The organism is Curtobacterium sp. NPDC088465 (assembly GCF_044753165.1).
Classification (GTDB): Bacteria; Actinomycetota; Actinomycetes; order Actinomycetales; family Microbacteriaceae; genus Curtobacterium.
This window is the reverse complement of record NZ_JBIVMR010000005.1, coordinates 21,807-48,648: the sequence shown is the minus strand read 5'-3', so window position 1 is coordinate 48,648 and position 26,842 is coordinate 21,807. Positions and strand designations below refer to the sequence as shown.

The following is a 26,842-nucleotide window of genomic DNA, read 5'->3' as shown; positions in this document are numbered from 1 at the left end:
CGTCCTGCGTGCGACGGATCCGGTCAAGGACCGTCTGACGGACGCCAGTGTGTGAAGATGGCGAGCATGGCTCGTGTCACCCCACTGCATTCGAAGAAGGCTGTTCGGCGCGCGGGAGAGAGGATCGGCAAGCGCCTCGGCACTGCCGCAGAGCTCGAAAAAGCTCGTGAGATGGTCGGCAACTTCCGAAGCGCTCACGGCTACCCGCTTCTCGCTGTGACCGTGAACGCCCGCGCCCGAGCGCTGGCTGTGTCCGACGATGCGATCGTCGCGCGCAGACTCAAGCGACTTCCGACAATCATGGACAAGCTCGAGCGGTACCCAGACATGAATGTCACTACAATGCAAGACCTCGGCGGATGTCGCGTAGTCTTCGAATCGGTGGAGGATGTCGAGGAACTCGTCGAGGCCTTGCGCAGTTCCAAGAGGACTCAGAACCAGATCGTTCGGTACTACGACTACATCAGGGAGGACCCGGGGCCGAAGACTTCGGGGTACCGAGGCGTTCACCTAGTCTACGAGTATCGGGCGTCCCAGCAGGCATTCCACGGCCTTCGGGTCGAGCTGCAAGTACGCACCGCGCTACAGCACGCATGGGCTACGGCTGTCGAGACCATGGACCTCTTCTCGAACAGTGGCTTGAAGTACGGCCGCGCCGACACGGATCTTGAGCGTTTCTTCGTCGTCGCGAGCTCGCTGATGGCCGTAGAGGAGAAGACGACGCTGGTCCCCGGGGCGACGGGATCTTTGGCAGCCTTAGAGACAGAGTTGCGTTCATTGGAAACGAAAGTCGGGGCTATCTCTCGACTTGAGGGATACAACGCCATCGTGAGTCAGCACGCTCACAGCAATCGGCGGTCTGCACTCACGCTTGAACTGAAACGTCGCGAGCAAGAGCTGACCGTCACTGTCCACGAGCGAATTGCAGACGCTGAGCGACGGCTTGCCGAGCTTGAAGCTCGCGACGACGACAACCTAGATGCCGTGCTGGTGAACGTGTCTCAAATCGGCCAGCTCGAGTCCGCATACCCCAACTACTACGCGAATAGCACCGCGTTCACGGAGTTCTTGCGCGGACACCTCTAGAGGCTCCCGTTGACGGATTGACTATCGGGCGGTAGCGGCTACAGCTTCAATCTCGACGAGCTGATGCGGATGAGCAAGTACTTTGATGCCAAAGAGCGCGCTGGGCGCTTCGTGGTCAGGGAACGCCCTGTATCACGCTCCGAACCGTGGCACGATGCGCCGATGCGCCGATGCGCCGATGCGCCGATGCGCCGATGCGCCGATGCGCCGATGCGCCGATGCGCCGATGCGCCGATGCGCCGATGCGCCGAGCACGCGAGTATCGGGGGCGTTCCCGTCACGTGGTAGTCCGCTACGACTGCGTCGCAACACGCCGGCTCCGCCGGCGGCTGAGCCGATGAAGGTCGTCTGTCGATGCCAGGATCGTTGCATGGCTGACGAAGACGCCCTCTCCCGAGAGTACGAGCAGGTCACTCAAATGCTCGACGCTCTCGACACCGCCATCGCCGAGCGGGACACCGCGAAGGCTCGCGCGACTGCGACCGCGCGGGCTGTGGGTAGACAGCTCGAGCGGCTCGGGTACCTCGCTCGCATCGTGGGGATCCCATTCGACCGCGAACTCGCTCGGCGGCTCTACTGGGATTACCCGGATCTGCTGGTAAGCGAGATCGCGCACCCGATGGGTGCTCACGTCAGCTCGGTCGCGCGTGAAATGGGCAATGGTGCCGTCGAGCGGCCGTGCGGCGGCGCCTGTGGACGCATCATCACGTGGCAGGTTTCATCGCGGACCGACGCCCGCAAGCAGGCCCGACTGTGCCCGGAGTGCTCCGCAGAACTCGAGGCCCGACGCGCCCAGCGGTTCGCCGAGTGGCAGGTCGAGCGAGTTCGGGGGTCCGAGGACGACCGCCAGATGCTGCGAGAGGCGTTGGAGCGCGGCGGTGAGCCGCGTCGCTACGCGGAGTTTCCCGGCGTCCCTGGCACTTGGGCGGTTGACGAGAACGGTGTCCCGCTGGTGCTTATTGACTGAGCCGGAGTCTCCACTCCGCCCTCATCGCGCATATGGCCAATAGCGGAAGCTCGACTGGTCTCCCTTTTTCTTTCCCGGCAGACGATGACCGTACTCGCCGACAGTCTCGTCGAATAGGGCACCTTGCTCAATCACTTCAAAGTGGAAGCCGCTCCGGCGCTCGCGCCCAGAATGAATGCTCTGCCATGATCCCGGCACGATCCTCAGTAGCGCTCGGGTCACTCCGCGGTGCGCTGCAATCACGTATTCGATGCCGTGTCGCTTGACTTCACGTTCAGTGAAGCCGAACCACTTCGACGCCGACTGACCGATGTCCTGGTAGTGCTTAACGCGCTCAGCTCGTGGCAGCCACGCAGTTTTATACCCGAAACCAGGAAGACGGGACCCATCGAGCGCCGTTTCTTCGCTATCCCTCCAGTCTCCGAGACTGACGATCAGAAGCGGAGTGTCCGTCTCGAGTGGAGGAGCTGCCATCTCATCTTCGAGGTCGTCGAGTCGGATGAGGCCGTGGTCACGGGATTCCTCCCGTCGCTTATTGGTGAGTTGGTTGGCTTGCCCGTCTGGAAGCCTCACGATCCCCCGAGTTGTTGCGAGGACGGGCATCGAACGGAGCAGATCGATACAGGCGGCCTCTACCGCTGTGTACTCGTGCTTCGAGCGCATCCCGTACCGAACGATCCAGATCTCCGGCTCAAGGCCGGCGTCTCGAAGCGTTCGAATCGTCTTGTGCTTGGCGCTTTGGGCGGTGCGGTCTCTGTCAAGGAGCTCCTCGCGGCCATGGGCGGCGAAGCGCTCACCTTGTCCCTTTCCCACGTAGAACGGCACCCCGGTTCTCGGATCAACGAGCATGTAGACGTAGAGCCCAAGCTCGTCCGCCACCTGACGCTGCACCGCCCTGTTCATTGCTGAATCAGTAGCCATCTCGTCCTCCAGTCATGGACTGAGCGTATACTCTCAATGAGATTCTCTCGACTCCGACATGCGCTTGTCAGTCAATTGGCTATCGGACGCAGGAGCGAGGGGGCACAGTGGTTCCATGTCCTGGCTCGCGGCGGAAATCCTTCGGCGGTACCAAGACCGTCGCGCGCGACAGCACGCAGCTCACGGGTTGGCCGCACCCCCGGCGCTTCACCCGTTCCTGGGACTCGGCGGCCGCTCGATCGAACTCTCGATCGCATCGAACGTCCCTCCCGACCCTGGCGCGTTCGAACTCGCGGCCGAGCACGTACACGCTCACGTGATGCAGCAAGACATTGCCCGTAGCGACCTTCTACAGGCGGCGCGCTGGCTTCGTGGTCGCTGGCCCTCGGAGACACCTGCGTCAGTCCTCGCTCGACTCGACGACGACATCGTGGAGCTTGGCCGCTGGCAGACCAAGGGCTACCGGTAATCGATCGGTTACCGGACAGCGCCGTGCAGCACTGGTGCGATCCACTTGTGATGATCCAGGTTGGCTGAGCTCGGCGAGATTCACCCAATGGATCTGGAGCACTTCGTCTTCGTCGGGGTGAGTAGCGGTATGCCATTGTCATGTATCCGACGAGGTCACCCTTGAGGTGAACGTCCTCGAGAAGGGTGCCGCCGTAGGCTCCAATGTTCCGGACTGTGTCGCTGCCACGTGGAGCTCTTCTCTCACTTTGCGCTGCAGAGCGGCGCGTGGCTCTTCGCCGAGTTCGACGCCGCCACGCTGCCTAAAGCGAGCGGCGGTGCAGTGCCCGTTGCCGTGGGCGGGGCTCCTCCTCATCCGTCGTCGGAACGGCGCGGCGTCGCCAGCGGCAAGAGTTGACCGTCGGCGAGCATTGAGGACGTCGGGCTGAGCTGAACCGACCCGTGCCAGGCATCAGCGCGGTTGGATGCAGTGATGTGCACCTCTGCATCCCACCGCGTGGAGGGCACATCTCCGCTGATCCTTCCGGTTCCGGTCACCAGCAGCACCGAGTCGGTTTTCTCTGTCTGCCCTGCGTGGATGCTCCTGATGGTGAAGGTCACTTCTCGCCGTTCGCGGCTGATGGAGAAGTGGTCTAAGTTGGCTCGGAGCGCTGCGCTCGCGTGGTGTCGCCAGTCGATGTTGTCCTGAAATGAGGCGATCACGCTGTTGCTCGGCGGCTTGGGCGGCCGTGGCATCTGGCCGAGATCGTCGTTGGCACCGAAGATATGGACTCCCTCGGGAACTGTCACGCGGATCTCAAGTTCCTGAAGGGCTGTTCGCGAGTTGTTCGTGATGGCCAGCTCGAACGGGGCTGGGTGCCGCTCGACTGCGGTGCGAATGGAGTGCGGCTTGAGTGCGGCGTTGAAGTCGCGGAGATACTGCACCCGTTCGCGTTCGTACCGTTCCCGCTCCTCCTGAGGCGTCGCGTTGACCTTGAAAGTGCGGAACCCGAAGGGGGTGGACGCCGGCCCGCTCGTCACGTCCGGCTGGGGAGGGAACGCTTCCTCTTCTTCCGTCTGGCGCTGTTTCACCGCGTCGTCGGTGACCTGAATGACTTGAACCGCGCCGCTCGGGGTCGCGACGATGTCGTCGATGGCTTCGACGCTCGGCTGGCCGGCGAGGAGCCGCCGTTCGAGTTCGCGGATATCGGCAACGGTTGCGGGTTCGGTCATGGCGTGGTGGCGGACAAGGACGGCGCCCTTGTCGTGGCCTCGCTCGCCCCGCTGGTCCGACTGGTAGCTCTTGCGCAGCGGATGGATCCGGTCCCCGTCAGCTGGTGCCTCAACAGTGATGACGAGGATGTTCTGCCCCTCGTACGTCACCTGCTGCGGCGACCATGACGGCCCGTCCTCGCCCGTGTACGCCTCGATCTGCGGCTGCAGGTCGGCATAGTCGATAGAAGGCATGCCAACGACGTTGCGCGGCTCCATACCGACCACCATGTAGCCGCGACCGCCGAAGGAGCGGCCCGCTGCTTCGACGGCACGATTGCCCATGCCGAGGATGCACTTCGCAATGGCGAACCGCCCAGAAGCCTTATTGAGCTCGAGCGGGCGCTTCCATTCGACGGCGAACGACTCATCGCCGGGTTCCGCCCCGTCGATCGCTTCGAGGAGCGCGGTCAGTTGCGGAATCGTGCGTAGGGGTCGGCTGGGGTCGATGTTGAGCGCCACAAGCCCATCTTGGTGTGCAGGGCCGACAGGGCGTGTTTAACTTCTACCGCCGTTCAACTTTCTTGTAAACGGCCGGAAGTTGGAACGCGGTCACCGGTACAGCGTTCGCAGCAGTTCGACGTCGCCGGCGTGGAGTGTTGGGCGGGCCCTGAGGTAGCGGACGGTGTGCATGAAGCATCGGTCTTCCCAGGTAGTGTCGGCTGCTGCTTCGACAACGATCGGTCCAGTCCCCGGAGGGGATGCTGTCCGGCCCTACCGGCTCCTACGTCGGCTCCTGCAGGTGCTCGGCGAGGTCCTTCGTGGCCGCGGTCAGCGGGCCGACACGGCCGACGATGCGGAGCCCCTCGTCGGGTGGCAGGCCGACGTTGAGCTCCCGCGGGCGCTCGTGGCTCGCGGTGACGACGGCGCAGATGACGTCGATGCTGTCGTGGTGCTTCACCTTCACCCAGCCGCGAAGTCTCCGAACCTGGATTCTCGAAGTCGCCGCGGACGCTCGGTCTGTGCCCGACGGACTAAACGGCCCCTTTTGAGGTGATGGTCGACAGCACAAGCTTGTCTCGACGAACGATTGGTGAGCGCGACGCTTCGGGCTACCTCGCGATGACGCGGTAGGCGGCGGGGACGGCTAGCCCGAGCCAGAATCGTTGCTTGGGTCCGATTCCCGTGTCAGTCATCACCTCGACCCACGTCCCGTCCGGTTGCTCCTCATACACATTGACGCTGACCCGGCCATTGGCCCGCCAGCTGGTCTCTTGATACCGCCACTCGGTCGCACTCACCTGCACGAAATCGGCAGCCGGGATGACCCGATCGAACGGCTTAGCGTCGACGTACTGCAGCACGATGCTCGCGGCCGTAATCGTCCCGCCGAGGACTGCGACCCACCAGACACCTGCGCTGACGATCGCGACGAACGCGCCCAAGAGCCCGAAACCGAGCCAAGCCAACCTCACCATGCCCCCAGAATGCCCGTTCTTACAAGGTTGAGGTATGTCTGCCCCAATCTTATTCGAGCGCCGCGGCCTCCCCGACCGCCCGGGTCTTTCGTCAGGTTCTTGAGCCAGTTTTCGTGTCCGTTAGCCGGTCGGCTGGCGGACACGGGTCGCAGTCCCTGCACACCGATCCGCATCTGGCGTCCATGTCTGATTGCGAGGAGAAGATGTGTCCGAACTGGTGAGACCGCTTGCTCTGAGCGGAGCATCCCAGCCCGGCCGGAGCAGCGCGCCGTCGTCCCTCATATGACGTCGGACCTTCCTAGTAGCCGATCATGAGTCAGACACGTGCCGACTCTCGCGCCCCCACGACGAGCTACGGCGTCTTAGCTTCGCCGTAGGCTGGTTGCCATGGCAGAGTCAGTCGACCAGCAGTTGATTTCGCTGTTGGAGGGCACACGTGCAGAGCCTCGCGCCGCTGGCCCTCATCTCGCGCTTGAGCGCTATCTTGCCGAGCTTGTGGGCGGTCAGCGAAGCCAGCGCGTCTGGGACTCCGGCCCGGACATCCTCGTGGGGCGAGCCGACGCTCCGTCCCTCGCCATTGAGCTGAAGGTGCTCAATCGCCAGTTTTTTCGGAAGAACTTCCGAAATCGTGTGTCGGAAATGCTGGCGGCCTCGGTGCAGATCCGCCGCTCTTTCCGTGATGAGGCGGGTGTCGCGGCAATAGTCCTCCTTCACGGAGACGTTGATGGCGTGTCCGCCGGCCAAAATCCTGGGCAGTTTGCTTCTGAGCTGGCGTCTCGGCTTGTTCGAGCCGATGACGGTGTGGGATTCGACTCCGTCCTAGTTGGTACTGCAGCCGCTGCGATGGAGTGGCAGTTCTTCGCTGCACCGTCGGACGGTGATTTCCCGGCGTCATCGCATCCGCGCTCCACGCAAGAGGCGCTAAACCTACTGATGAAGAGGCGCCCGCTTCCGCTCCAACGCGCTACGAGTGCGCGGGCGAGAAGACTTCATCGGTGCTTGCTCGTTGCCGATGAGTGGCGGTCAGGGCGCGGCGGCATCTCCACGGTGAATCGGGAGTTAGCAATCGCCCTAGCCGCCGCGGGTGTTGATTCGGCGGTGATGGTTCCGCAAGCTTCGCCGGAAGACATCAGGGCCGCCTCTGATGTCGACGTTGCGCTCGTGACCCCGGCCCGAGTGCCGGGTTTGACCGATCGTGAGGCGCTGCTCCTTCGTCCGGTCTTCGCGGACCAGTCGTGGATACCGGACCTAATCATCGGGCACGGGCGCCTTCTCGGCCCTTATGCGGCTGCTCAGCAGCAACAGTTCTTCCCTGAAGCGATGCGCGTGCATTTCGTACATACCGACGCCGAACAGCTTGAGTCGGCGAAGGAAGTCCCAGGTGGCGAATCGCGCATGTCAGATTCGGACGCCCGGCGGCGATTGGAGCAGCAACTCGCGCAATCGGCGCACCTAGTTGTCGGTGTAGGCCCACTGCTTGCCGCGAGTATTCGAGATGACCTCATAGGCCGGGAACCCACAACCCGCGTCATCTGCCTAATGCCGGGCTTGCGTGCGACGTTCGATGTCAGTACTGCCCACACCCCCGTGCGCAACCACGTGTTGATCGTGGGGCGCGCAGATGATTTTCATTCGAAGGGTATAGATATCGCTGCCGAAGCGATGCTCAAGGTCGCCGACGCGTGGCCAACAAACAAGTCGCACCGTCCTGTCCTCATCATCAGGGGCGTGCCCGACGACGCGGCTACGGATGTCAAGGCTCGTCTCGACGTGATTTTGGAAGGGCGCGTGAAGTTCCATCTGCGACCGTTCACCGATACGGAGACCGACGTCACGCAAGATCTCGCGCAAGCACGCGTGCTGTTGATGCCGTCGCGTCACGAGGGCTTCGGGCTTGCGGCGTATGAAGCGATTGCGAGTGGTGTCCCGGTGATCATCAGTGCAGAATCGGGTCTCGCGGAGTTCCTCCGCGACTCGGCAATCGACACGAGCCCTTCTTCAATCGCGTCGACGAATGATTCACTGACCCGGCTTGCAGTGGATGTGTGGGCCGACGCGATCCAGCGTGTTCTCGACGCCCCCGACGTTGCACGCGCTCAAGCGATCGCGCTTCGCGATTCGGTAGCCGGTCTGGTGAATTGGCCAGACTCCGTCTTGAAGCTCCTCACTGCGTTGCCGTCGCCGTGACGATGTGCGGACTACCGCTCAGCCGGCGGTGACGAATGCCCTGGCGGCGGAAAAACGTCGTGGGACGTGGCAGTTCGAGAGGGGCATACGTGAACTACGTCGTGAAGGAGGCCGCGGAGGAGAGTTTTTGCCGTGCTGATGTCGTCGGTTCGGTCTCGGTAGCCAGCGGCGGCTGCGGGGAAGAAGCCGGTGGGGTGTTCTGGCCGGATCAGTTCGGTGCCTGAGAAGCCGATCGTGTCGGACTCGAACCCGGGCGACGCCACGTCGACTTCGGCCTTGGCGAAGGCGACAAGCGGGTAGGGCGTCTCTCGTGTGCTTCACGCGGGATAGTCGGGCCGGTCGCAGGCGGCGCGGCCGATGATGCAGCATCCGGTGGTGATGAGACCCCAGGCCTGGGGCGTGCTCGGTAGTGACCGAGTTCGCGTCGATCCTCTCGCGAACGAGAGACTCTGCGCCGCGACCGAAGCGCCGGCTAGCAAGTGAGGCGGCTCAGTAACGTGCCGTCGGCGGAGACGGTCAAGGCTCAGTAGCTGACTCCGCTTCGAACTGCGACCGCATCGCGCTCACCAGAGCACCACCGTCGGTACTCGGGGTGCGCTCTGCCGCGGCCAAGATGCCTCCTCGGAGCTCCCGCGCGACATCTGCCCCCATACGTATGAGATAGCGGATAACCGCGAGGTTGAGGAAATCCGTGGTCTCGTCGAGCATGCGCGTCAGCTTCACCGGGTCCGGGTACCCGGTACTGTGGAACTGGCCAGGACGCCACTCACGTTCGTCGGTGAAAACCTGAAGCTCGCGCACGGCCCACGCCTTTCCGTGTGTCGCGGCGCTGCAGGTGCGCCACATCGCTTCAATGCCGCTCGGGTCCACTTTCTCGTATGATGCGCCGCTGCGCAGCAGAGAGACCATGTCCGGGAGGGTGGCTGCGGGCTTACCCCACTGCGCCCACTTCTCAGCCTCGACGGCGTGCCGCTCCGCCCGTGCTTGTAAACCGGAGATGTCACGCCCGAATGCCGTCCAAGCCTTGATCTCCTGATGGACGTCATCTCGCACCGCACGAATCAGTCTTGCTACACACTCATGCGTGCTCTTTGCCTGCGTTAGCTGCATCGATTGCGCCGTTCCCTCCAAAGCGGCGCGGATAAGCGTGAAGGTCCAGCGGAAGCCATAGTGCACAACGACCTGCCCGTCGTGCTGTTCAAGCGGAACGGCATGATTCGCCCACGTGGACAGGTGATCGACCGCTGACCGGAGGGGCTCGCGAGCCCACTGACTCGAGGACTCTGTCGGGTATAGATCGTCGGTCGTCGCGAAAGCCGATCCGCTCTTCGGGATGGATACCGTGTGAACGATGTGGCTGGCAGCGCGGATCTTCAAGGCAATCTCAGCCCAGGTCCGCATCGTTGCTTCGTCAACCCGAACTCGCTGGTCGTCCATAGTCGGAGAGTAGCTGTTGCCGCCGACTTGCTGTCTCGATAGCCCGTGCTGTCCCGGGCGGACGACCGGCTGCTCTCACCGTCTCAGATGGAGATCGGCTATCGGACGATAGCGCGGTAGCGTGCGTTGGTGCAGATGGTCGATGGCGTGTGTGTCTGGTGGAGTGACGAGGACGGTTGGGGCGCTCTCCGTTCAAACGAGGTCGAGTCGGAGGTCTTCGTTCACTTCTCCAACGTCGACATGACCGGCTACCACTCGCTGAGAGCCGGACGACGTGTCCGGTTCGAAGTAGAGCCGTATCCGCCGGGGCAGGACGGCTACTTCTTCCGTGCCCACAACGTCGCGATCGTGTGACCGGTGACCGATCGGGAGTGAAACGACGCAAGCCAGGCGCAGCAAGCGGATCCTCGCGCCATGAATGCTCTCCTTATCGGGTACGCCCGCGTCTCAACCTACGAACAAGACCTCACCGCCCAGCGCGTCGCGCTTGAACGGCTTGGAGTCCTTCCAACCAACGTCCACACCGACCAAGGCTTGACCGGCACGAATCGTTCACGACCCGGTCTCCGCGAAGCGCTCGCTTCCTGCCGCGACGGCGACACCCTGGTGATCGCGAAGCTGGACCGGTTGGCCAGGAGCCTCCGCGACGCGAAGGACATCGTCGACGAACTCACCGCAAAGAACGTCAAGCTCAACATCGGTGGCTCTGTCCACGATCCCAACGACCCCGTGGGCCGGCTGCTGTTCAACGTCCTCGCGATGGTGGCTGAGTTCGAATCGGACCTGATTGGAGCCCGAACGCGGGAGGGCATGCAGATCGCCAAGGCCAAGGGGCACCTCCGCGGCCGACAGCCCAAGCTCAGCGCCGCGCAGCAACGACATCTCCTTGAGGTGCACGAAGCCGGTACGCACTCGGTCGCCGAGCTCGCCGAACTATTCGGCATCGGACGAGCGACCGTCTACCGATGCATCGACCGCCAAGCTCACCCCGACCGCTGACCAGACCGATCCGCTCTCGAGCACACGCGTCCGAGAGCGGATCGGCTATCGAGACGCTGATTGCGCTTGCCCCGTGCGCCGCCCTGCCACGAGTACTCATCCACGCCGCGACCCAGCGAGCCTTCCGCGGCCGCGCAACCTCCCTTGCAGCAGCCCCCGACGCGCACATCGGCTGGGACGCCGCAGCTGCCACCGCCGACGCGGTCGCCTCAATCTCACGCAGATCCAAGGTGGCCGCCACCGTGACCGAGGCCTTCGACACCATCCGCGCTGGCTACACAGCCTGCATCGTGGACGCGCAGGCAGCCGGCGAGGTCGAGGCTGACGCCGACGCCGAGGCGCTCGGCACCTATTTCTGCGCGGTCATCGAGGGAATAGCGGCGATCGGACGCGTTGGGACCTCACGAGCGGCGCTCCTGCAGGTGGGGATCGCGAGCCTCGCGGCACTGCCGATCACACCGCTGGGTGCAGAGCACCTCGGAACCGCGGACGGTCCCTGGGACTGATCGTCGCCCGGTACCAGAGTGACGCGCGACGACGCGAGCGGCGGGACGGACCGCCACCGCGCCTCCAGTCCGAGTCTGGAGGCGCGCATCCCGCAGGCGCGACCGCATCCGCCCGTCGCCTGGTCGCGTGCTGGGCCGTCGACGCGAGCCACCCGTCCAGCAGGAGTGTGATCGCGACGCCGGGGACCATCGCGATGACCGCGACGGGGACGGGCCACAGCTGGTGCACTCGGGGATGGCCACCCGGCTTCGTGGCCGCCATCGCCGCGAACGAGGACGCGGACGCCAGTACGGCCCACGCGGCCGTCATAGCGATGATCGGCAGGGAGTCCCACCCGCGGTCGAGCAGGGCGTTGGCGAGCGGGAGGGGGACCATCACCGTCCCGACGATGAAGCCGGTCCTCGCCACGGTACGAGCACCGCGGTCGGGTGTTCCGATCCATCGGGCCGGTTCCCTCGAGGATCAGCGGCGCGGGCGACAAGCCTGCGTTAGGTTCGACTGAGACAACACCGGATTCCATGGGGGGACACAACGGTGACTGGACCGACAGACCTGACCGCGTACGCGCTGCCGGACCTGACGTACGACTTCGCCGCGGCCGACGACCTCGCACGGCAGTGCGACCTGGCGAAGACAACGGTGGAGCTTCAGTCTCCGTCGCGCGCGGCGCTCGTCGTGCTGGCCGGCACCGACTTCGCAGGCGGTTTCGCAGAGACGTTCCGGTCGAACGCGGAGATCGCCCAGGAGGATGCGCGCGAGCTCACCACGAAGCTCGGCGAGGTCGCGAGCGGCATCCGTGCGCTGAGCGATGCCGCGCGCGCCGAGAACACCCGTCGTCGCGAGGCCCGTGCCTGGCGGGATCGCGTGATGGCTCGCCGGACCGACATCGTCGACAGCACATGGGACCAGATCTTCGGTGAGGAACCCCCGCCGAGCAGTGGCAGGGTCGACGTTCCGGTCTTTCCGAGTACGAGCTACAAGGCGCGCACGAGGAGCACGCCGCCGCCGGGCGCCGGTGCGGGTACCGGGGGCAGTGTCTCGTCTGCGCGACCGGACCATCTCCGATCGTTCGCCTCCGGAACCAGCTCCCTCAACGGCAGCGTGCAGGCGCTGCCGGGGCGGATAGCGGCTGCCCTGGCGGGCTTCACCCAGAGGTGCGACTTCGGCCGCGTCGACCTGTTGCCGCTCCTCGCGGGCTTCCGGGCCTGGTCGGCCGCGAACGAAGGCGACGTGGACTGGGCGAACACGGTCGCAGCCGCCTTCGAGGCAGCCGGGGCGAGCGGCGATGTCGTCTCGCTGAACGACAGTTCGCTCCTGGCCGCGCTCCTGGCGGCAGGGGTGGGCAGGACGCGGACCGACCTCGCCTTCGGCAAGCCCTCGTTGCTCGGCGCGGTCCCCACCAGTGGCTTCGCAGCCGACCCCGTGAACACGGCGACCGGCAACTTCGTCGAGCTGGAGCGTGACCTCTCCTTCGCCGGAGGCGCTGAGGGCTTCGAGCTCACGCGGATGTACAACTCGTTCGACGTCGTCGGTGGGTCCTTCGGTCGCGGCTGGTCCTCGGTCCTCGACCAGCGCCTCGAAGTCCTCGCCGACCACGTCGAGTTGGTCCACGACGACGGACGACGGAGCACGTTCCCGACCCGGGGCGACACAGCGGTCCGTGCCGTCGGAGAGAACCTGTGGCTGGCACCAGAACCCGACCCTTCGGCGGGTTCGACGGCCGACCGTGAGGTACTCCTCGTCGTCCGCGACAATGCCGGCTCCTGGTGGTCGTTCACGACCAGCGGGCTGTGGATCGCGACCGGTACCGGGACCGCGGCGACCACCAGAGCCGTGCGGGACGGCGACGAGAGGCTCGTGCGGCTCCAGCACCGACGCGGACGGTTCATCGACCTCCTGCACCTCGATGGGCTGGTCCGTTCGGCGCGCTCGTCCGACGGCCGGACGGTCACGTACGAGTACGCCGACGACGGTGCACTCAGAACGGTGACGGGTCCCGGCGGAACACGGACGTACTCGTGGGACGTCGACGGTCGGATCGAGCGGGTGACCGCTGCGGACGGCGTCGTCGAGTGTGCGAACACCTACGACGAGCACGGTCGGGTGGTCCTGCAGACGACGCCGCAGGGGCGCACGATCCGGTTCGCGTACCTCCCCGGACGAGTCACGTCCGTCGCCGACGAGGACGGCACGCGCTCGAACACATGGACGTCCGATCGTCACGGTCGTGTGGTCTCGATCACCGACTCAGATGGTCGACGACAATCGTTGAGCCACGACGAGCACGGGAACCTGGTTGCCTCGACCGCGCGGGACGGGTCAGTCACGGTCCACACGTACGACGACCGTGGACGCCTCACTCGGACCCTGGCCGAGGACGGGACCGACACGCTCGTGGCCCACGACGATCACGACCGCGTGCACCGCGTCGAGCGCCATGGGCGAAGGGTTTCGTACGAGTACGCCGACTCTTCTGCGACGTCGCCCTCGCACGTCGTCGACGAACGGGGTGCCCGCTTCACGTTGGCATGGGTGGACGACCTGCTCGTCCGCGTCGAGGACCCGGCAGGTGTCGTGCTGACGTACGACTACGACCGTTCGGGTGATCTCGTTGCCGTCAGGGACGCGCTGGGCGCGACGACTCGGTACACGCGGGACGACGCTGGTCACGTCGTCACGACCACCACACCCATGGGACACCGAACGCGCTTCAAGCGTGATCCTGCGGGCCGCGTGACGTCATGTGAGGCCCCGGATGGGTCCGTGTGGAAGCTCGAACGCGACGCTGGTGGTCGTGTCACTTCGGTCGTCGATCCGGTTGGTGGGCAGACGACCTACGAGTACGGAGCGAGTGGAAGCCTCACGCGCGCCACGGATCCGCTCGGACGGGCGAGCGACATCCAGTACGACCGTCTGGGGAACGTGCACGAACTCCTTCAGCCAGACGGTACCCGCTGGACGATGCTCCACGATGGGCTCTCGCGACTGCAGGAGGTCACGGATCCGGAAGGTGGGCGATGGCTCCGGGAGTACGACGCCATCGGGCGCCCCACGGCCCGGATCGATCCCACCGGTGTCCGCTCCGTCGTCGAGCAGACAGACCGTCGTGCGTCAGTACCGTTCTTGGACCTCGACCTCGCGGGCCGCGTCGTCGCCGGGGCCTCGCCGCTCGGTGACCGTGCGACCATCGAGTACGACGTCTGCGGCCGGCTCTCGGCGTGGACCGACTCAGATGGTGGCCGGACGATGCTCCGGTACGATGCGGACTCGCGGATCGTGGAACGCATCGAGCCCTCGGGCGCCGTCACGACGTTCGAGTACGACGCCTGTTCACGGCTGGTTGCGGAACGAGTGCCCGGCGTCGGGACGACGCGGTACGGTCACGACCCTGCCGGACGCCTGGTCACTGTCGACGACCCGACCAACGGTCGACGGACGATCACCCGGGACCTTGCCGGGCAGGCGGACGCGGTCGACGACGCGCTCGGGCACTCCACGACCTTCCACCGAGACGTCCTCGGACGGGTGACACAGGAGATCAGCCCCTCTGGCGGGCGCACGCTGACCACCTGGACCGGGTGCGGTGACGTCTCATCCATGACCGACTCGATGAGCCGCGCCGTGGCGTGGACGCGGGATGCGGCCGGCCGGCCGACAGCCCGCAGGGATCCCGATGGCCACACGACCACCTGGGGACACGACCCAGCTGGGCGGCTGGCCGAGGTTCGTCAGGACGGCCGACTCGTTGCGGCAGTCGCGCGGAACGAGTCCGGCCGATCGGTCACGATCACCGACATGACCCACCCCGACGGTGAGCAGACCGTGCACCGGCTGGAGTACGGCGCCCGGCAGGAGTTGGTCCGGCGCACGACGAGTCGTGCCGGGCGGAGCACGACGACCCGATGGGAGTACGACGCCGCTGGCAATCAGCGCGCGATGACCACGCCAGACGGAGTCAGGACCGAGTACGACCGCGGTCGTGCGGGCATCCTGACCGGCATCAGGCGACCCGGCTTCCCCGACGCCTCGTTCCGACACGACGGTGACGGCCGACTGACCGAGGTCGTCGCCGGGTCCGTGGGTCAGTCGTGGCAGTACCGCGATGGCTTCGTCGTCGGGCACACGTCAGGCGGGCGGGCGACCACGCTTGAGCGCGACAGCCGAGGGCGTGTCACGGCTGTGCGCGATCCGGACGGCAAGACCGTGACGTACGAGTACGACGAGGCGTCGCAGTTGGTGGCCGCGACCGGGACGACTGCGTCGACCTGGACCTACGACCGGTCCGGCCGGATGCTCGAGGAGCGAAGCGCGTCCGGGAACACCTCGTACCTGCACGATCCTGCCGGAGCGCTTCTGCAGGCCGAACGCCGCGGCGATGGGACCGCGGTCGTCCGGTTCGAGTACGACGGCTCGGGCAGGCGTGTCCTCGCCGCAACCGACGACGGCACCACGACGTACGAGTGGGACGAGCTCGGTCAGCTCCGCGCCGTCGTGCGTGAAGACGGGGCAGGCGTCAAGCGCTTCGACCTGTGGGTGAACGCTCTCGGTGAACTCGCCGAGGTCGACGGAACGACGCTCTGCTGGGACCCGACGGCCCCCGTGCCCACCCTGCTGTCGATCGGTGAGGTTCCGATCGTCTCCGTACCGGGGATGCTCGGTGTCGACGGGATCTGGTCGACTTCAGGCTGGCGCCAGGCGCGCTCTGCGCAGATGCACGACCCGTGGTCCTCGGCCGACGTCGCGACGTCACCGAGCCTCCCCGACGGCATCGAGGTCAGCCAGACCGGCACCGTCATGGTCGCTGGGCTCGAACTGAGCGGAGCGCGAGCGTACGACCCGTCGGTACGGTCGTTCCTGTCCCCAGATCCCCTGCCCCCGGTGGCAGGTGCGGCCTGGGCCGACAACCCGTACGCCTTCGCTGGTAACGATCCGGTCAACCAGACCGACCCAACCGGACTCCGACCGATCACGGACGCTGAACTCGCGGCGTACGCAGCTGGCAGGCAGGGCTTGCTCGGGATCTCGTACCACTTGTCGAACAACGGTGCCTTCTCCATGGACGGGGACCTGCACGCCTCACACGCATTGTCGTGGCTGCTCGGCATGTCACTCCTCGACCCACGCAGGCCAGGTCCCGGCGTCGTCCTCGGCGCGCTGAGTCCGCTCCCGATGGTCGGCATCCCCGTCGGCATGGCGGCGGACTTCTACGCCGGGACCGTCCTGACGAGTGGGCAAGGCGAGATGCTGTTCGGGTGGGCGACTGGCACGTCACCTCGGACATTGCTCTACGGATCGGACAGCAAGATGACGCAGGTCGTGAAGAATGAGCTGCCGGGTAACCAGCGCAGGGACATCCTCGACGACTTGAAGGAGACAGGCGTCGCGACCGGGTACGGCTACCGGGCGGGACCCGCGTCGTTGACGAACCAGAACCTCCTGCGAGACATCCGCACAGTCGCCACCTGGCCGGTGGCGTCCGAACGGGACCGGACTCTCCTTGCCCTCGGGACGTACGACGTGGATGCGAGGGTCGTGTCGAAGGGCGACGACGGAACCGCCGTGGTCGAGTACACGGCAACGAACGAGACCACGCTCGGCTCGGCCCTGCGGATCCCCGGGCTCGACTACGACGCGTTGAACCGAGCCGCTGGAGACCACGGGCCGTTCTCGCGGGTGACGGAGCGGTTCACGTGGAAGGAGAAGGTGAAGTGGTGACGAGACACTCGACGGGCATCGCGACGTCGATCGCGGTGCTGACGCTGTTGTTGACCGGTTGCACCGTCATGGCACAGCCCGAGCCGGAGGACTACACCGGCACCTGGGTGCTCGAGAGTGCGGACGGCGACCGAGTGACGGAGTTCACCGTGTCGGCGGACCGGACGTACACAGCGCGCAACATCCCGATCGACCTCGCGTGCCGAACCGGCAACGCTGCGACGAGCCCTCCGGGTTGTGCGAACGGCGAGGACTCGGCGAGCTTCTCCGGACGATGGACGGTGGCCGACGGTGACTCGCCCGGCATCCGGTTCTACTTCGATGACCACTTCGTGCGCCAGGGCTACCCGACCAACGGAGCACTCGGTTTCTACAGCGGATCACTCGATGTGCCACGTCCCGACTACCTCTTCGTCCGTTCATCGTCGGATTGACCGGAAGCCTCCTCCGCAGCCCGTCCGGTGACTGTCCTGACGGGGACCGCGACGACGATCGGGGAGTCTGGGCGGCGCGGATCTGCGGGACGCCCTACCGGTGGGGGCCCGTGGCTCGTGTCGGCTCCCGACCGTGCTGCACGAGACGCACAGCCGGTCCGTCGAGTACCCCGAGCGAGTGCTTGAGGCGAGAGTACGTCTGCACCGTCGTGATCGACGCGGCTCCTGCGTGGGCGATGAAGGCGAGACGCCGCACCGGCCAGGTGCGGAGGAGACGCTGTTCGGTCGCCGTGAGGCGCACCTCGATCCGCCACAGTGGGTCGAAGTACACCCCGTCGTTCCCCAACGTGTCGACCGCTTCTCGGTGCACTCTGGCCTCCCCGTCGTCCGCACCGACAGTAGCGGAGCGGACGGCCGCTCCAGGAAGTTCGTCCCGTGCCGCGCGAGCGACGACCGCAGGGATCAGGACGGGTCGGCGATCTCCTGGAGCGCTGCGAGGTGCGCACGCCACGCCGTCCGACCCTCGCGTGTGACGGTGAGCGACGTCCGGGGGGTCTTCCCCGTGAAGGCCTTCCCGACGGCGACGTACCCCGCCGTCTCGAGGAGCGCGACCTGCTTGCTCAGCGCCGAGTCGGTGACCTCGACGGCGTCGCGGACCTCGCGGAACCCCAGCGTGGTGGCACGGTCGAGTGCGGCCATGATCGAGAAGCGGACCGGGTTCAGCAAGTGACCGTCGAGCCGGTGACGGGGATGGACCGGTGCCTGGTTCGTCGACGTCATCGTCGTGCCTCGTACGACGCGCAGGCCATCGTGACCGCCAGGATCGCTCCGGACGTGATCCCGGACCACAGGACGGATCCGTGCGCCCAGGCGACGACGGCGATCGCAGCCCCGTAGGTGACGAACCAGCTCGCGATGTAGACCGTCCATCGACGGCTCCGCGCGAAGGCCGCTCGCCCGCGGATGGACACCGCGAAGAACACGATCAACGCGAAGAAGGCGGCGAGTGTGCCGACGTAGGTGAGGCCGAAGGCCGAGCCGGTCGTCAGACCCATCCCGAGGGTCCCGAACGAGGTCACCATGCCGAGCGCGAGGATGAACGTCACGTACGGCCACCGGGTGGACTCGTGCGCTCGTCGACTGAGGCGATCGGCGGTGTCGAGGAGCGTCCGCGCCTCTGCCGGGCTGATGCTGTTCTGGTTGTCCATGGTGTTCCCCTCTCGGGTTCCGAGCTTGGCACAGACTTGCCATGTTGGCAAGTGCTTGCCGATCGGCCAAACCTACCGCGACACGGGCGACGGACGGCTGCGGGTGGTCATGGCCGCGGCTGAGCGTCGTGGGCGTGGTGCGGATCCGATGCGAAGGCTCGTTCGTAGATCTCGTGCACGACAGCGGCCTTCGCGTCGTTGTAGCGCAGGCCGTTGCCGGCGTTCACGGCCGCTGCCTTTGCGTCCGCGTACACCTGCCGGTCCTCGGGGTGGGATCGCAACCACTCCACGAACAGGCGATGCCGTTGCGGCTCCGCTGCCCCCGGCTGCCACACGTGCAGGTTGGTGTTGGGATCGCCGAGGGTGAGCTGCCGGTGCGGGTCACCGGCGATCACGTCGCGGAAGACCAGACGGAACCCGACGGCCTCGAGCTCCGGGAGCCAGGTGCGTTCATCACCGAGGTCGGGCACGAGCAGGTCGGCGTCGATGACCGGCTTGGCGATCATCCCGGGAACGGCAGTCGAGCCGACGTGCGCGATGGTGTGATCGGCGCCGAGCGCACCTGCGACGAGGTCCCGTACGCGCGCGAACGCATCGGCCCAATGTGGGTCGTGGTCCTGGAGGCTGCCAGGGTCGACCTGTCGGAACGCGACACGCTGCGACTGACGGGCTGCGTTGCCGTCTGCGGTGAACGGCCGCCAGAGCGGGTGTGTGGCCACAGCCACATCATGGACCCTCGACGCGGCCGCTGGGCGAGGGATGTCGGGGGAGGGCCGAGAGCACTGCCCCGTGGTGGTGTGAGCACGACGTTCACACGGTCGGCGCGTGACCACCGCGGACGAGTGCCGGTCAGGCGCGGAGCGTCAACCCGTGAGGGTGGGTGCTCAACGTCACGGCGACCACCCGACCGAACGGGTCCCCGTCGAGTTGTACCTGTTCCGGTTCGTCGAACGCGAGGTGGAGTCGTCGCGCTCGGGTGGTCGGGAGCACCCGGGAACGCGGCAGCAACCGAGCGAGGAACCGACCGAACCCGGTGCGCGAGAAGAAGCGGTTGAGCGTGAGGGTGGAGCCGATCTTCGTCCAGCCGAACCAGCCGTTCGGTCGGAACGCGACGGCGTCCAGGATGCCGTCGTCGGGCTCGGCGCGCGGCAGGAGGAGCACGCCGGCGGTGAGGGTGCCGCAGTTGCCGACGATGATGGTGTGTGCGTGCATCGTCCTGGTCGGGGCGCCGTCGATGTCGTAGCGGACGGGGATCTGACGGTTCCCGACGATGGACCTGGCGATCGGGTCCGAGTACGCGACCCAACCGAACCGCTTCTTGACCCACGCGTTCGTGTCCGCCGCCATGCTCGCGTCGAGTCCGACACCGGCCATGACGAGGAACGCGTGGGTGGTCGTCGATCCATCGACGTCGGTCAGTTCGGCGAGCCCGACGTCGATCGGCCGGTCGGCGCCGGTGAAGGCGTCGTGGACGGCACTGTCGACATCGTTGCGGGTGAGACCGAGGTTGCGGGCGAACAGGTTCCCGGTACCGCTGGGCACGAGCGCGACCGGGACACCGGTGCCGCGGAGTTCCTCGGCGACGACACGGAGGGTCCCGTCGCCGCCGGCGACGAGGACGACGTCCGGCTTCGACTCGGCTGCTTCGCGTGCGGCTGCGCGACCATCGTCGTCTGCAGCGGTCTCGAACCATCGGGTGGGTGCCCACCCGTTGCGGGACGCCTCGGCGTCCACGAGGGTGCGCAGCCGTGCCGGGTCGGTCTTGACCGGGTTGATGACGACGGCTGCGATTCGCTGCCGTGGGGGATCCTGCACTGGTCCGTCCCGATCAGTCGGTGCGCTGGGCCGTGTTCCCGGAGCGGCGGATCGCCCCGAAGACCACGGTTCCGACGAACAGGACGATGCCGATGATCGCGAGCCAGAGCAGGCCCTTCAGCGCGAAGCCGACGACGGCGAGGATCAGCCAGAGGGTGAGGAGGACGATGACGGTCTTCATGGTGGTGCTTCCTGTCAGGGAGGGGGAGATGCCGGCGGTCCGCTCGACATCGACGACCTCGTCGCCGGTGCGGCAAGAGGGTCCGCGGCCGTTCCGCGGACTGGGCCACCACACCGGTGGCGGTCCGGGTCGGCTGCGTGTCAGATGCGGCTCGTGCGACGACGGTGCCGGACGATCAGCGTGATCGCCGTGCCGGCTGCCAGGAGCACTCCGGCGATGCCGAGGGGCAGCGCCGGGTCGCTCCCGGTGAAGGCCAGTTCACCGGTCGGGGTGTTCCCGCCCGGTGCCGCTCCGCCGGTCGTGCTCCCTGAGGGGGTGCCGGTGGGAGCGGTCGGGGTGTTCCCGCCCGTAGCTGCTCCGCCTGTCGGGCTCCCAGCGGGGGTGCTGGCGGGGGCGGTCGGCGACGCAGTGGGCGTGGGAGTCGACGAAGCAGCCGGTCGCACGGTGATCGTCACGGTCTGCACGTCAGCGGGCGGCGTGCCGTTCGACGCGGTGATCGTCACCGTGGACGTGCCGGGTGTGGTCGGCGTGCCGGAGACGACGCCGCTGGTGCCGTTGATCGTCAGGCCGGCGGGCAGCCCGGTCGCCGTGTAGGTCGGGGTGGGCGTACCCGTCGCGGTCACCGTGTACGAGTACGGCGTCCCGGCGGTCGCGGCGGCGGGTGCGTCGGAGGTGATGACCGGTGCGGTCGTCTCGGTCGGAGTCCCCGGGGCGGGGCAGCCGGTCGAGGCAGTGATGGTGTTCGTGTCGAGGGTCACAGCGCCGGTGCGGGCGAGCAGGCGTCCGACGACGGTGGCACCGGTGGTGGCGGTCACGGACTGCTGCGCCAGCACGGTCCCCTGGAACTGGGCACCGGTGCCGATGGTGGCGGAGCTGCCGACCTGCCAGAACACGTTGCAGGAACTCGCACCACCGGTGATCGTGATCCGGCTGGCGGATCCGATGGTCAGCGTCGATGCGGCCTGGAACACCCACACCGAGTCCGCGCTGCCGGCGAGGGTCAACGCACCGTTGTCCGCGAGCTGGAGCGCCCCGCCGGAGTACACCCCGGGTGGGAGGGAGAGGCCGTTCAGCTCGGTGAGGCCGGTCTGCGTCGGGGACAGTGACGCAGCGACGTCGTACGCCGTCGTGGTGTCCCGCTGCGCCTGCGCGGCTGCGGCGTCGGTCTGGTGCGTGGTGCCGTTGACGGTTCCGTTCGGCGCACCGCCGAAGCCGGTGATCGAGGTGCCGGGAGAGAGCCCCAGGTCGCCGTTGACGACTGACGGGCCGGTGTTCGTCACGGCGCTCGCGCCGAGGACACCGTAGGTCGACGCGGTGCCGAGGTTCACTGGGCCGTCGATCACGGTCGCGGCCGATGCCGCAGAGGTCGACATCATCGCCATCGAAGCGGCGAGGCCGATGCCGGTCAGGGCGAACGCGGTGCGGCGGAGGATACGGGACGTGGCCATGCGAGGCCCCTGTCTGAGTGGGAGAGCCACAAGGCGAGCGTCGACGACGCGAACATGATCTCCGGTCCCTGCAGTATGCGCCTGCTCGACGCAAAACGGTGCGGATCGTCGGATCGGCAGGCCGATGGTCAGGAACGGTGTCGTCGACCGGGCCCCTCCCACGGCCCGGACCTCGCGGCCGATCCGAGGACGGACACCACAGGCGACCCGGCCGGAGACGTTCCGCCGGGGGCCCCTCAGCAGGACGCCAGTCCGAGTCGGGATGCTGCTCGCGAGACGACCGGTCCGCGGCTGCGTCGCGCGTCTGCAACGGCTCGTCGCACTTGCTCGGCGTCCGCTTCCGGACGCGTCGGTGATCCAGCGTCGAACGGCGGGTGCGGGTCGTACTCCACGGCCAGTTGGACAGCGCGGGCTGCGGCATCGTCGTAGACCTCAGCGGCGACCGTGAGGGCGAAGTCGACACCACTGGTCACCCCGCCTCCCGTGATGATCCGACCGTCGCGGACCACCCGCGCCTGCTCGGGTACGGCTCCGATGGTCTCGAGCAGCGAGTGGGACGCCCAGTGCGTCGTCGCTCGCCTGCCGATGAGCAGGCCTGCGGCACCGAGTACGAACGCTCCGGTGCACACGCTGGTGACGTAGCGCGCGTGCTCAGCCTGCCGCTTGACGAAGTCGATGGCTCGCTCGTCGTCGAGCAGGTCGAAGGCACCTTGCCCTCCGGGGACCATGAGGACGTCCGCCTGCGGGGCCTCGTCGAAGGTCACCGTCGGCATGATCGCGAAGCCCGCATCGGTGCCCACCGGCTCTCGGTCGTGCCAGGCGAGGTCGATGGTCGCGCCGGGGAGCCTTGAGAAGAGCTGTACCGGGCCGGTCAGGTCGAGCTGTGTCACGTTCGGGAACAACAGCGCAACGAACCTGACGGGTCTGCTCATCCGTACATCGTCGCGGAATCGCGAGGATCCTGGTAGTCGGTAGTCGGTAGTCGGTAGTCGGTAGTCGGTGGTCGGTGGACCGCGCGACCGTCGTCGGACTCACACCTCCCAGTCCGACAGGGAGGTCCTGTCGCGGAGGAGACGGGCGAGTTCGGCGTGCACCGTCATGGTCTTCTCCAGACGCGCTGCCCTGTCGACGGAGAGCGTCCCCGCTTCCCAGTCCCGCTCCGCGATGTACGCCGTGTACGGGTTGACGACGCACTTGAAGTCGAGCATCAGGGACTGCGCGAGCGCGCCCGTCGCCATGTAGCTGTGCGGGAGCCCGGCAGCGCACACGAAGGTGACCACCTTGTCGAACCACGCAGCACGCCGGCCTTCCCCCGTCGCACCGGTGGCTTCGATGAGCGACTTGACCGCCGATGACGGCGCCCAGTTGTAGATCGGGAACGCCAGCACCACGCCGTCGGACTCCCGGATGACATCGTGCAGCGCACCGAATGCGTCGCTGTCGAAGACCTGGTCGTTGTCGAACGCCGGCAGCGGTGCCGTTGCGAGGTCGACGACCTTTGACCCGTGACCGCTCGCCCTCAGGAGGGATGCAGACCGCTCGGCCAGCCGGCGACTGGTGCTGACGGGATCGAGGCTGCACGAGATGACCGGCAGACGCAGGGGAGTCACCCCTGCACGGTACCGAGTCAGGTGCGGCGGAGCGTGGTGCGACCGGTCCGTGGCAGGTCCGTCCGGCCGAGCCCTGCTCACCCGTCGACGTCGGTCGACCCCGTTCCCTGGACCCGGCGCGGCAGGCCGCGGACCGCTGCGTGCCAGGCCCAGGCAGCGGCGAGGAACACACCAGTGGCGATGAGCCACAGGAGCCAGGGCATCCGCGAGTCCAGCAGTCCGAGGGTGAGCGGGAAGAGTGCCATCCCGATCGAGCTCGCGGTCTGGAACACCCCGATCGCTCGGCCTCGGATGCGTGGGTGCGGAGCTGCAGCCATGACCGCGTTCGCCGCGGGCAGGGAGATCATGTCCGCCGCGGCCAGCACGACCGCGACCACGACGACGTAGGACCACGCGCCCGGTCCGTGCAGCGGGGGAAGGACGATCAACGGTGCCGTCGTCGCAGCGGTCAGGACGGCGCCGAGCGCGATGAGCGTCCCGCGCCGTCGCCCGGCGACCCACCGGGTGACGGATGTCTGGAAGAGTGCGCACAGGCCCGTGGCGATGGCGAACTGGACGGGAGCGACCGCTGGGGACATGCCCCACCGCTCGATGAACAGGACACTGAACGCGACGTTCGGCAGCAGCATGGCGGGGCCGATCAGGAACTGGCCGAGCGCGATGAGACGCATCGACCGGTCGGCGACGAAGGCACGCAGCAGCCCGGAGGCATCGGCTGGTCCCGCTCCCGTCGGTGCCGCTGCCTGCGGGGTACGACGACCGGTGCGTTGCGTGGCGAACACGACGGCCGCTGCGACGCTGGTGACGACGTTGGCGAGGACCAGCCACCGCAACCCGTCCTGGTGTCCGTGCGCGAGGGTGACCGCAGCGACGATCGCGCCTGCCCCGAGGGCGGCGGCCTTCGTCGCTTCGAGGAAGGCGAACCAGCGCTCGAACGGGCGGCCCGCCGCGATGTCGTGCACGTACGCGGTCCACGAGGTCCAGTAGAGCCGTTCGGATGCATTGGCGAGGAAGATCGCCGCGAAGATCACCACCGGATCGTGGGCGGAGAGGTAGAGCGTGAAGCCCGCTGCGGAGAGCAGGTTGTTGAGGACCATCGACGCCCTGGCACCGAACCGGTCGGTGAGGACGCCGCCGACGAGTCCGATCGGGAGGGCCACCAGCGATGCGACGGTGGAGAGGACACCGATCACCGCCAGGGACACGTCGGTGGTGATCGTGAAGTAGACGATCGTCAGCGGCAGCGTGAGGCCGGCACCGATGGTGTCGGTCAGGACCGCGAACGTGACGAAGCGGTGCTCGTGGAGGCTCGCGAGTGGAGCCCGGAGCCGGGCAGGGGTGAAGCGCATGGAGGTGTTCCCGTGAGGTCGTCGCACCGCCGCCGAGCGGCGGCGCGGGCGTGCAGGAGCACACGAGCAGAACGCTCGCGGCGAGGAGGGCTGACCGTGTCGATCAGCTCAGTGCTGCGTTGCCGTGACTCCGGGCGGGACGGGCCGCGGTCCGACGAGCTCGGGCGCGGCTTTCGTGGGGAACAGTCCACGAGGGGCACTGAGCGGCATCGTCGCCACCTTCCCCGTCGTCGGACCAGACCGACGAACGATAGCAGCGCCCACGTCGACCGAGCAACGGCTGGTGCACCACACCGTTCGGGTCAGCGGCGCTCGCGCGCCTCCGGTCCGGGCCGGGAGGCGCGGGTCCTGCGGGTGCAGCGGCGCCCGCCCGTCACTTCGTTGCCTGGTGGACCGTTGCGACGACCGACCCGTACAGCACGAAGGCGGCGATGCCGCCGGGGAACATCGCGAGGACGGCCGCGGGTACCGCCCACACCTGGTGCACCCAGGGGTGACCTGCTGGCTCCGTGGCGGTCATCGCGGCGAACGAGCACGCGGAGACGAGCACGGCCCACGCCGCCGTCATGCAGATGATCGGCAGGAAGTGCCACCCGAGGCCGAGCAGCGGGTAGACGAGCGGGAGGAGGAACATCGCCGGCGCGATGATGAAGCCGGCCCTGGCCGTGGTGCGGAAGGCCTTCCGGCTGCTGTTGACCTGGGCGATGGTGCGCTGGTCGTCGACCTCCGACTCCGGCCATGAGTCGTACGGGAGGCCTGAGCTCGTGTCCTGGTCGTCCATCTACGGCAGCCCCGGCCAGGACACCGCGGGCCACTCGAGCTGCCCGGCCGTCGGTCGTTCTCGATGATCAGTGGTCACGGTTCCCCCTCGCGTTCCCCTGACGGCAGCGTACTGCTCTCGGCCTGATCTGCCGCCGCCGGACCTGCCCCCGCCTCCCGCTTCAGCCGACGTGCTCCCACGACGACAGCGCCGTCCAGTCCTGCGGGTCGAAGGCGAAGGAGCTGCCCATCGCGGGCTGGTCGAGTGCGCGGCTGATGGGCTCGCGTCGGAGGCTCGCCAGCAGGAGTGCGCCGACCCCGCCGTGAGCGATGAACGCGATGCCCCGCTCGGGCGTCTGTGCCGCGATGCGTCGGACCGCGCGCTCGACACGGCTCTGGGCGTCGATCGCGCGTTCCCAACCACGGACGGACCGGTGCGGTTCGGCGAAGAACGCGTCGACGGTCGGTTCGAACTCACGCGGGTCGAGGTAACCGGTCGCGCTGCGGTCCATCTCACCGAGGTCCTCGTCGACCTCGAACTCCGAGCCCCACTGTCCGGCGATGATCTCGGCGGTGTCCAGGGCCTTCCGCTCGCTGCTGCTGACGATGCGGAGGGGCTGGGGGAACAGCGTCGCGATGTGTGCGGCGCGGGCCCGTCCGACCGGCGACAGACCCCAGTCCTGGATCCGGACGGTCGGGTCGACGGTCACCTCGGGATGGGACACCCACGTGCACAGCATCGTTCGACCGTACCGACTCAGTCCGTGGCCGAACATGCGGTGGGATCCGGAGGTCGGTGGCTCCGCCGTCGGAGTGAGCGGAGCCACCAGGCCATCAGCGCCGAGCGACTGCGGATGCACCCTCACCGATGGTCGTGCCCGGGTGATCCTCGCGGTACCGACGCACCTCTCGCGGGTCGACATGAACGCCGCGGAGATCGACCGCGACCGCACCGACCGTGCCTGGGCCAGCCGCGGCGAACCACAAGGTTGCGAGCGCCACCATCCCCGCTGGCGCGGTGCCGAACAATGCGAGGGCCACCGCCGCCGCCAGTACTCCGCCGACGGTCGTGAGAGCGCGAG

General features: G+C 67.1%; 26 protein-coding genes. 9 read left to right on the top strand and 17 right to left on the bottom strand.

Going from position 1 to position 26,842, the window contains the following annotated elements:
• Positions 1-66 precede the first annotated feature (66 nt).
• Positions 67-1,086: a RelA/SpoT domain-containing protein gene (locus ACIP6W_RS15290; protein ID WP_400430314.1), complete on the top strand. Its 1,020-nt coding sequence runs from the start codon at positions 67-69 to the stop codon at positions 1,084-1,086.
• 370 nt (positions 1,087-1,456) lie between these two features.
• Entirely contained in the window at positions 1,457-2,053 is a 597-nt protein-coding gene (locus ACIP6W_RS15285) for a hypothetical protein (RefSeq protein WP_400430312.1), read from the top strand.
• A gap of 21 nt (positions 2,054-2,074) precedes the next feature.
• Here ACIP6W_RS15285 and ACIP6W_RS15280 read toward each other — a convergent pair whose 3' ends face one another.
• The 5 genes from ACIP6W_RS15280 to ACIP6W_RS15260 all read right to left on the bottom strand — a co-directional run bounded on the left by ACIP6W_RS15280 (position 2,075) and on the right by ACIP6W_RS15260 (position 6,111).
• A complete protein-coding gene (locus tag ACIP6W_RS15280) occupies positions 2,075-2,944 on the bottom strand; it encodes an LEM-3-like GIY-YIG domain-containing protein (RefSeq protein ID WP_400430310.1) in 870 nt (289 codons plus the stop codon).
• Positions 2,945-3,581: 637 nt separating this feature from the next.
• Positions 3,582-3,797, bottom strand: coding sequence for an NUDIX domain-containing protein (locus ACIP6W_RS15275; protein WP_400430308.1), 216 nt, complete (start codon positions 3,795-3,797; stop codon positions 3,582-3,584).
• Complete coding sequence (locus ACIP6W_RS15270; RefSeq protein WP_400430306.1) at positions 3,794-5,155, bottom strand: hypothetical protein; 1,362 nt, start codon at positions 5,153-5,155, stop codon at positions 3,794-3,796. The genes ACIP6W_RS15275 and ACIP6W_RS15270 overlap by 4 nt, the downstream gene beginning before the upstream one ends.
• Before the next feature lie 262 nt (positions 5,156-5,417).
• Positions 5,418-5,600 carry a hypothetical protein gene (locus tag ACIP6W_RS15265; protein WP_400430304.1) on the bottom strand — a complete coding sequence of 61 codons (183 nt, stop codon included), beginning with the start codon at positions 5,598-5,600 and terminating at the stop codon, positions 5,418-5,420.
• A 145-nt stretch (positions 5,601-5,745) separates the two neighbouring features.
• Positions 5,746-6,111, bottom strand: coding sequence for a hypothetical protein (locus ACIP6W_RS15260; protein WP_284800296.1), 366 nt, complete (start codon positions 6,109-6,111; stop codon positions 5,746-5,748).
• A gap of 387 nt (positions 6,112-6,498) precedes the next feature.
• On the opposite strand from ACIP6W_RS15260, the gene ACIP6W_RS15255 reads away from it, so the two are divergent.
• Both ACIP6W_RS15255 and ACIP6W_RS15250 read left to right on the top strand, forming a co-directional pair.
• Positions 6,499-8,298, top strand: a complete 1,800-nt coding sequence (locus tag ACIP6W_RS15255; RefSeq protein ID WP_400430301.1) for a glycosyltransferase family 4 protein — start codon at positions 6,499-6,501, stop codon at positions 8,296-8,298.
• 89 nt (positions 8,299-8,387) lie between these two features.
• Positions 8,388-8,522, top strand: a complete 135-nt coding sequence (locus ACIP6W_RS15250) for a hypothetical protein (RefSeq protein WP_284800294.1) — start codon at positions 8,388-8,390, stop codon at positions 8,520-8,522.
• A gap of 292 nt (positions 8,523-8,814) precedes the next feature.
• On the opposite strand, the gene ACIP6W_RS15245 is transcribed toward ACIP6W_RS15250, so the two are convergent.
• Positions 8,815-9,735 (bottom strand): hypothetical protein, encoded by a 921-nt coding sequence (locus tag ACIP6W_RS15245; protein ID WP_400430299.1) that lies wholly within the window; start codon positions 9,733-9,735, stop codon positions 8,815-8,817.
• A 135-nt stretch (positions 9,736-9,870) separates the two neighbouring features.
• Between ACIP6W_RS15245 and ACIP6W_RS15240 the strand changes: the two genes are divergently transcribed.
• From ACIP6W_RS15240 to ACIP6W_RS15220, 5 genes are all read left to right on the top strand, one after another.
• Positions 9,871-10,089: a cold-shock protein gene (locus tag ACIP6W_RS15240; RefSeq protein WP_400430349.1), complete on the top strand. Its 219-nt coding sequence runs from the start codon at positions 9,871-9,873 to the stop codon at positions 10,087-10,089.
• Between the two features lie 60 nt (positions 10,090-10,149).
• The gene (locus tag ACIP6W_RS15235; protein ID WP_400430297.1) at positions 10,150-10,734 is read left to right on the top strand and encodes a recombinase family protein; all 585 of its coding nucleotides are present in this window, start codon (positions 10,150-10,152) and stop codon (positions 10,732-10,734) included.
• Positions 10,701-11,240 (top strand): TetR family transcriptional regulator C-terminal domain-containing protein, encoded by a 540-nt coding sequence (locus ACIP6W_RS15230; protein WP_400430295.1) that lies wholly within the window; start codon positions 10,701-10,703, stop codon positions 11,238-11,240. Before ACIP6W_RS15235 ends, ACIP6W_RS15230 begins: the two co-directional genes overlap by 34 nt.
• A gap of 535 nt (positions 11,241-11,775) precedes the next feature.
• Positions 11,776-16,956 carry a DUF6531 domain-containing protein gene (locus ACIP6W_RS15225; RefSeq protein WP_400430293.1) on the top strand — a complete coding sequence of 1,727 codons (5,181 nt, stop codon included), beginning with the start codon at positions 11,776-11,778 and terminating at the stop codon, positions 16,954-16,956.
• Positions 16,953-17,390 (top strand): hypothetical protein, encoded by a 438-nt coding sequence (locus ACIP6W_RS15220; RefSeq protein ID WP_400430291.1) that lies wholly within the window; start codon positions 16,953-16,955, stop codon positions 17,388-17,390. The genes ACIP6W_RS15225 and ACIP6W_RS15220 overlap by 4 nt, the downstream gene beginning before the upstream one ends.
• 462 nt (positions 17,391-17,852) lie before the next feature.
• Here the strand turns inward: ACIP6W_RS15220 and ACIP6W_RS15215 are convergent, their stop codons facing one another.
• The 11 genes from ACIP6W_RS15215 to ACIP6W_RS15165 form a co-directional block, all read right to left on the bottom strand.
• Positions 17,853-18,170 carry a transcriptional regulator gene (locus ACIP6W_RS15215; protein WP_066656282.1) on the bottom strand — a complete coding sequence of 106 codons (318 nt, stop codon included), beginning with the start codon at positions 18,168-18,170 and terminating at the stop codon, positions 17,853-17,855.
• Positions 18,167-18,598 carry a chemotaxis protein CheY gene (locus ACIP6W_RS15210; RefSeq protein WP_400430289.1) on the bottom strand — a complete coding sequence of 144 codons (432 nt, stop codon included), beginning with the start codon at positions 18,596-18,598 and terminating at the stop codon, positions 18,167-18,169. Before ACIP6W_RS15210 ends, ACIP6W_RS15215 begins: the two co-directional genes overlap by 4 nt.
• A gap of 107 nt (positions 18,599-18,705) precedes the next feature.
• On the bottom strand, positions 18,706-19,317 hold the full coding sequence (locus ACIP6W_RS15205; protein ID WP_400430287.1) for a GrpB family protein: 612 nt from the start codon (positions 19,315-19,317) through the stop codon (positions 18,706-18,708).
• Positions 19,318-19,447: 130 nt separating this feature from the next.
• Complete coding sequence (locus ACIP6W_RS15200) at positions 19,448-20,413, bottom strand: diacylglycerol/lipid kinase family protein (protein WP_400430285.1); 966 nt, start codon at positions 20,411-20,413, stop codon at positions 19,448-19,450.
• Positions 20,414-20,426: 13 nt separating this feature from the next.
• The gene (locus ACIP6W_RS15195; RefSeq protein ID WP_200884112.1) at positions 20,427-20,594 is read right to left on the bottom strand and encodes a hypothetical protein; all 168 of its coding nucleotides are present in this window, start codon (positions 20,592-20,594) and stop codon (positions 20,427-20,429) included.
• A gap of 140 nt (positions 20,595-20,734) precedes the next feature.
• Positions 20,735-22,042: an ice-binding family protein gene (locus tag ACIP6W_RS15190; protein WP_400430282.1), complete on the bottom strand. Its 1,308-nt coding sequence runs from the start codon at positions 22,040-22,042 to the stop codon at positions 20,735-20,737.
• A gap of 236 nt (positions 22,043-22,278) precedes the next feature.
• Positions 22,279-22,974, bottom strand: a complete 696-nt coding sequence (locus tag ACIP6W_RS15185; RefSeq protein ID WP_400430280.1) for a DJ-1/PfpI family protein — start codon at positions 22,972-22,974, stop codon at positions 22,279-22,281.
• A gap of 99 nt (positions 22,975-23,073) precedes the next feature.
• Positions 23,074-23,652, bottom strand: coding sequence for an NADPH-dependent FMN reductase (locus ACIP6W_RS15180; protein WP_400430278.1), 579 nt, complete (start codon positions 23,650-23,652; stop codon positions 23,074-23,076).
• Between the two features lie 77 nt (positions 23,653-23,729).
• Positions 23,730-25,001 carry an MFS transporter gene (locus ACIP6W_RS15175; protein ID WP_400430276.1) on the bottom strand — a complete coding sequence of 424 codons (1,272 nt, stop codon included), beginning with the start codon at positions 24,999-25,001 and terminating at the stop codon, positions 23,730-23,732.
• A 373-nt stretch (positions 25,002-25,374) separates the two neighbouring features.
• Positions 25,375-25,782, bottom strand: coding sequence for a hypothetical protein (locus tag ACIP6W_RS15170; protein ID WP_251155710.1), 408 nt, complete (start codon positions 25,780-25,782; stop codon positions 25,375-25,377).
• Positions 25,783-25,942: 160 nt separating this feature from the next.
• Positions 25,943-26,500, bottom strand: a complete 558-nt coding sequence (locus tag ACIP6W_RS15165) for a histidine phosphatase family protein (protein ID WP_251155711.1) — start codon at positions 26,498-26,500, stop codon at positions 25,943-25,945.
• Positions 26,501-26,842 lie beyond the last annotated feature (342 nt).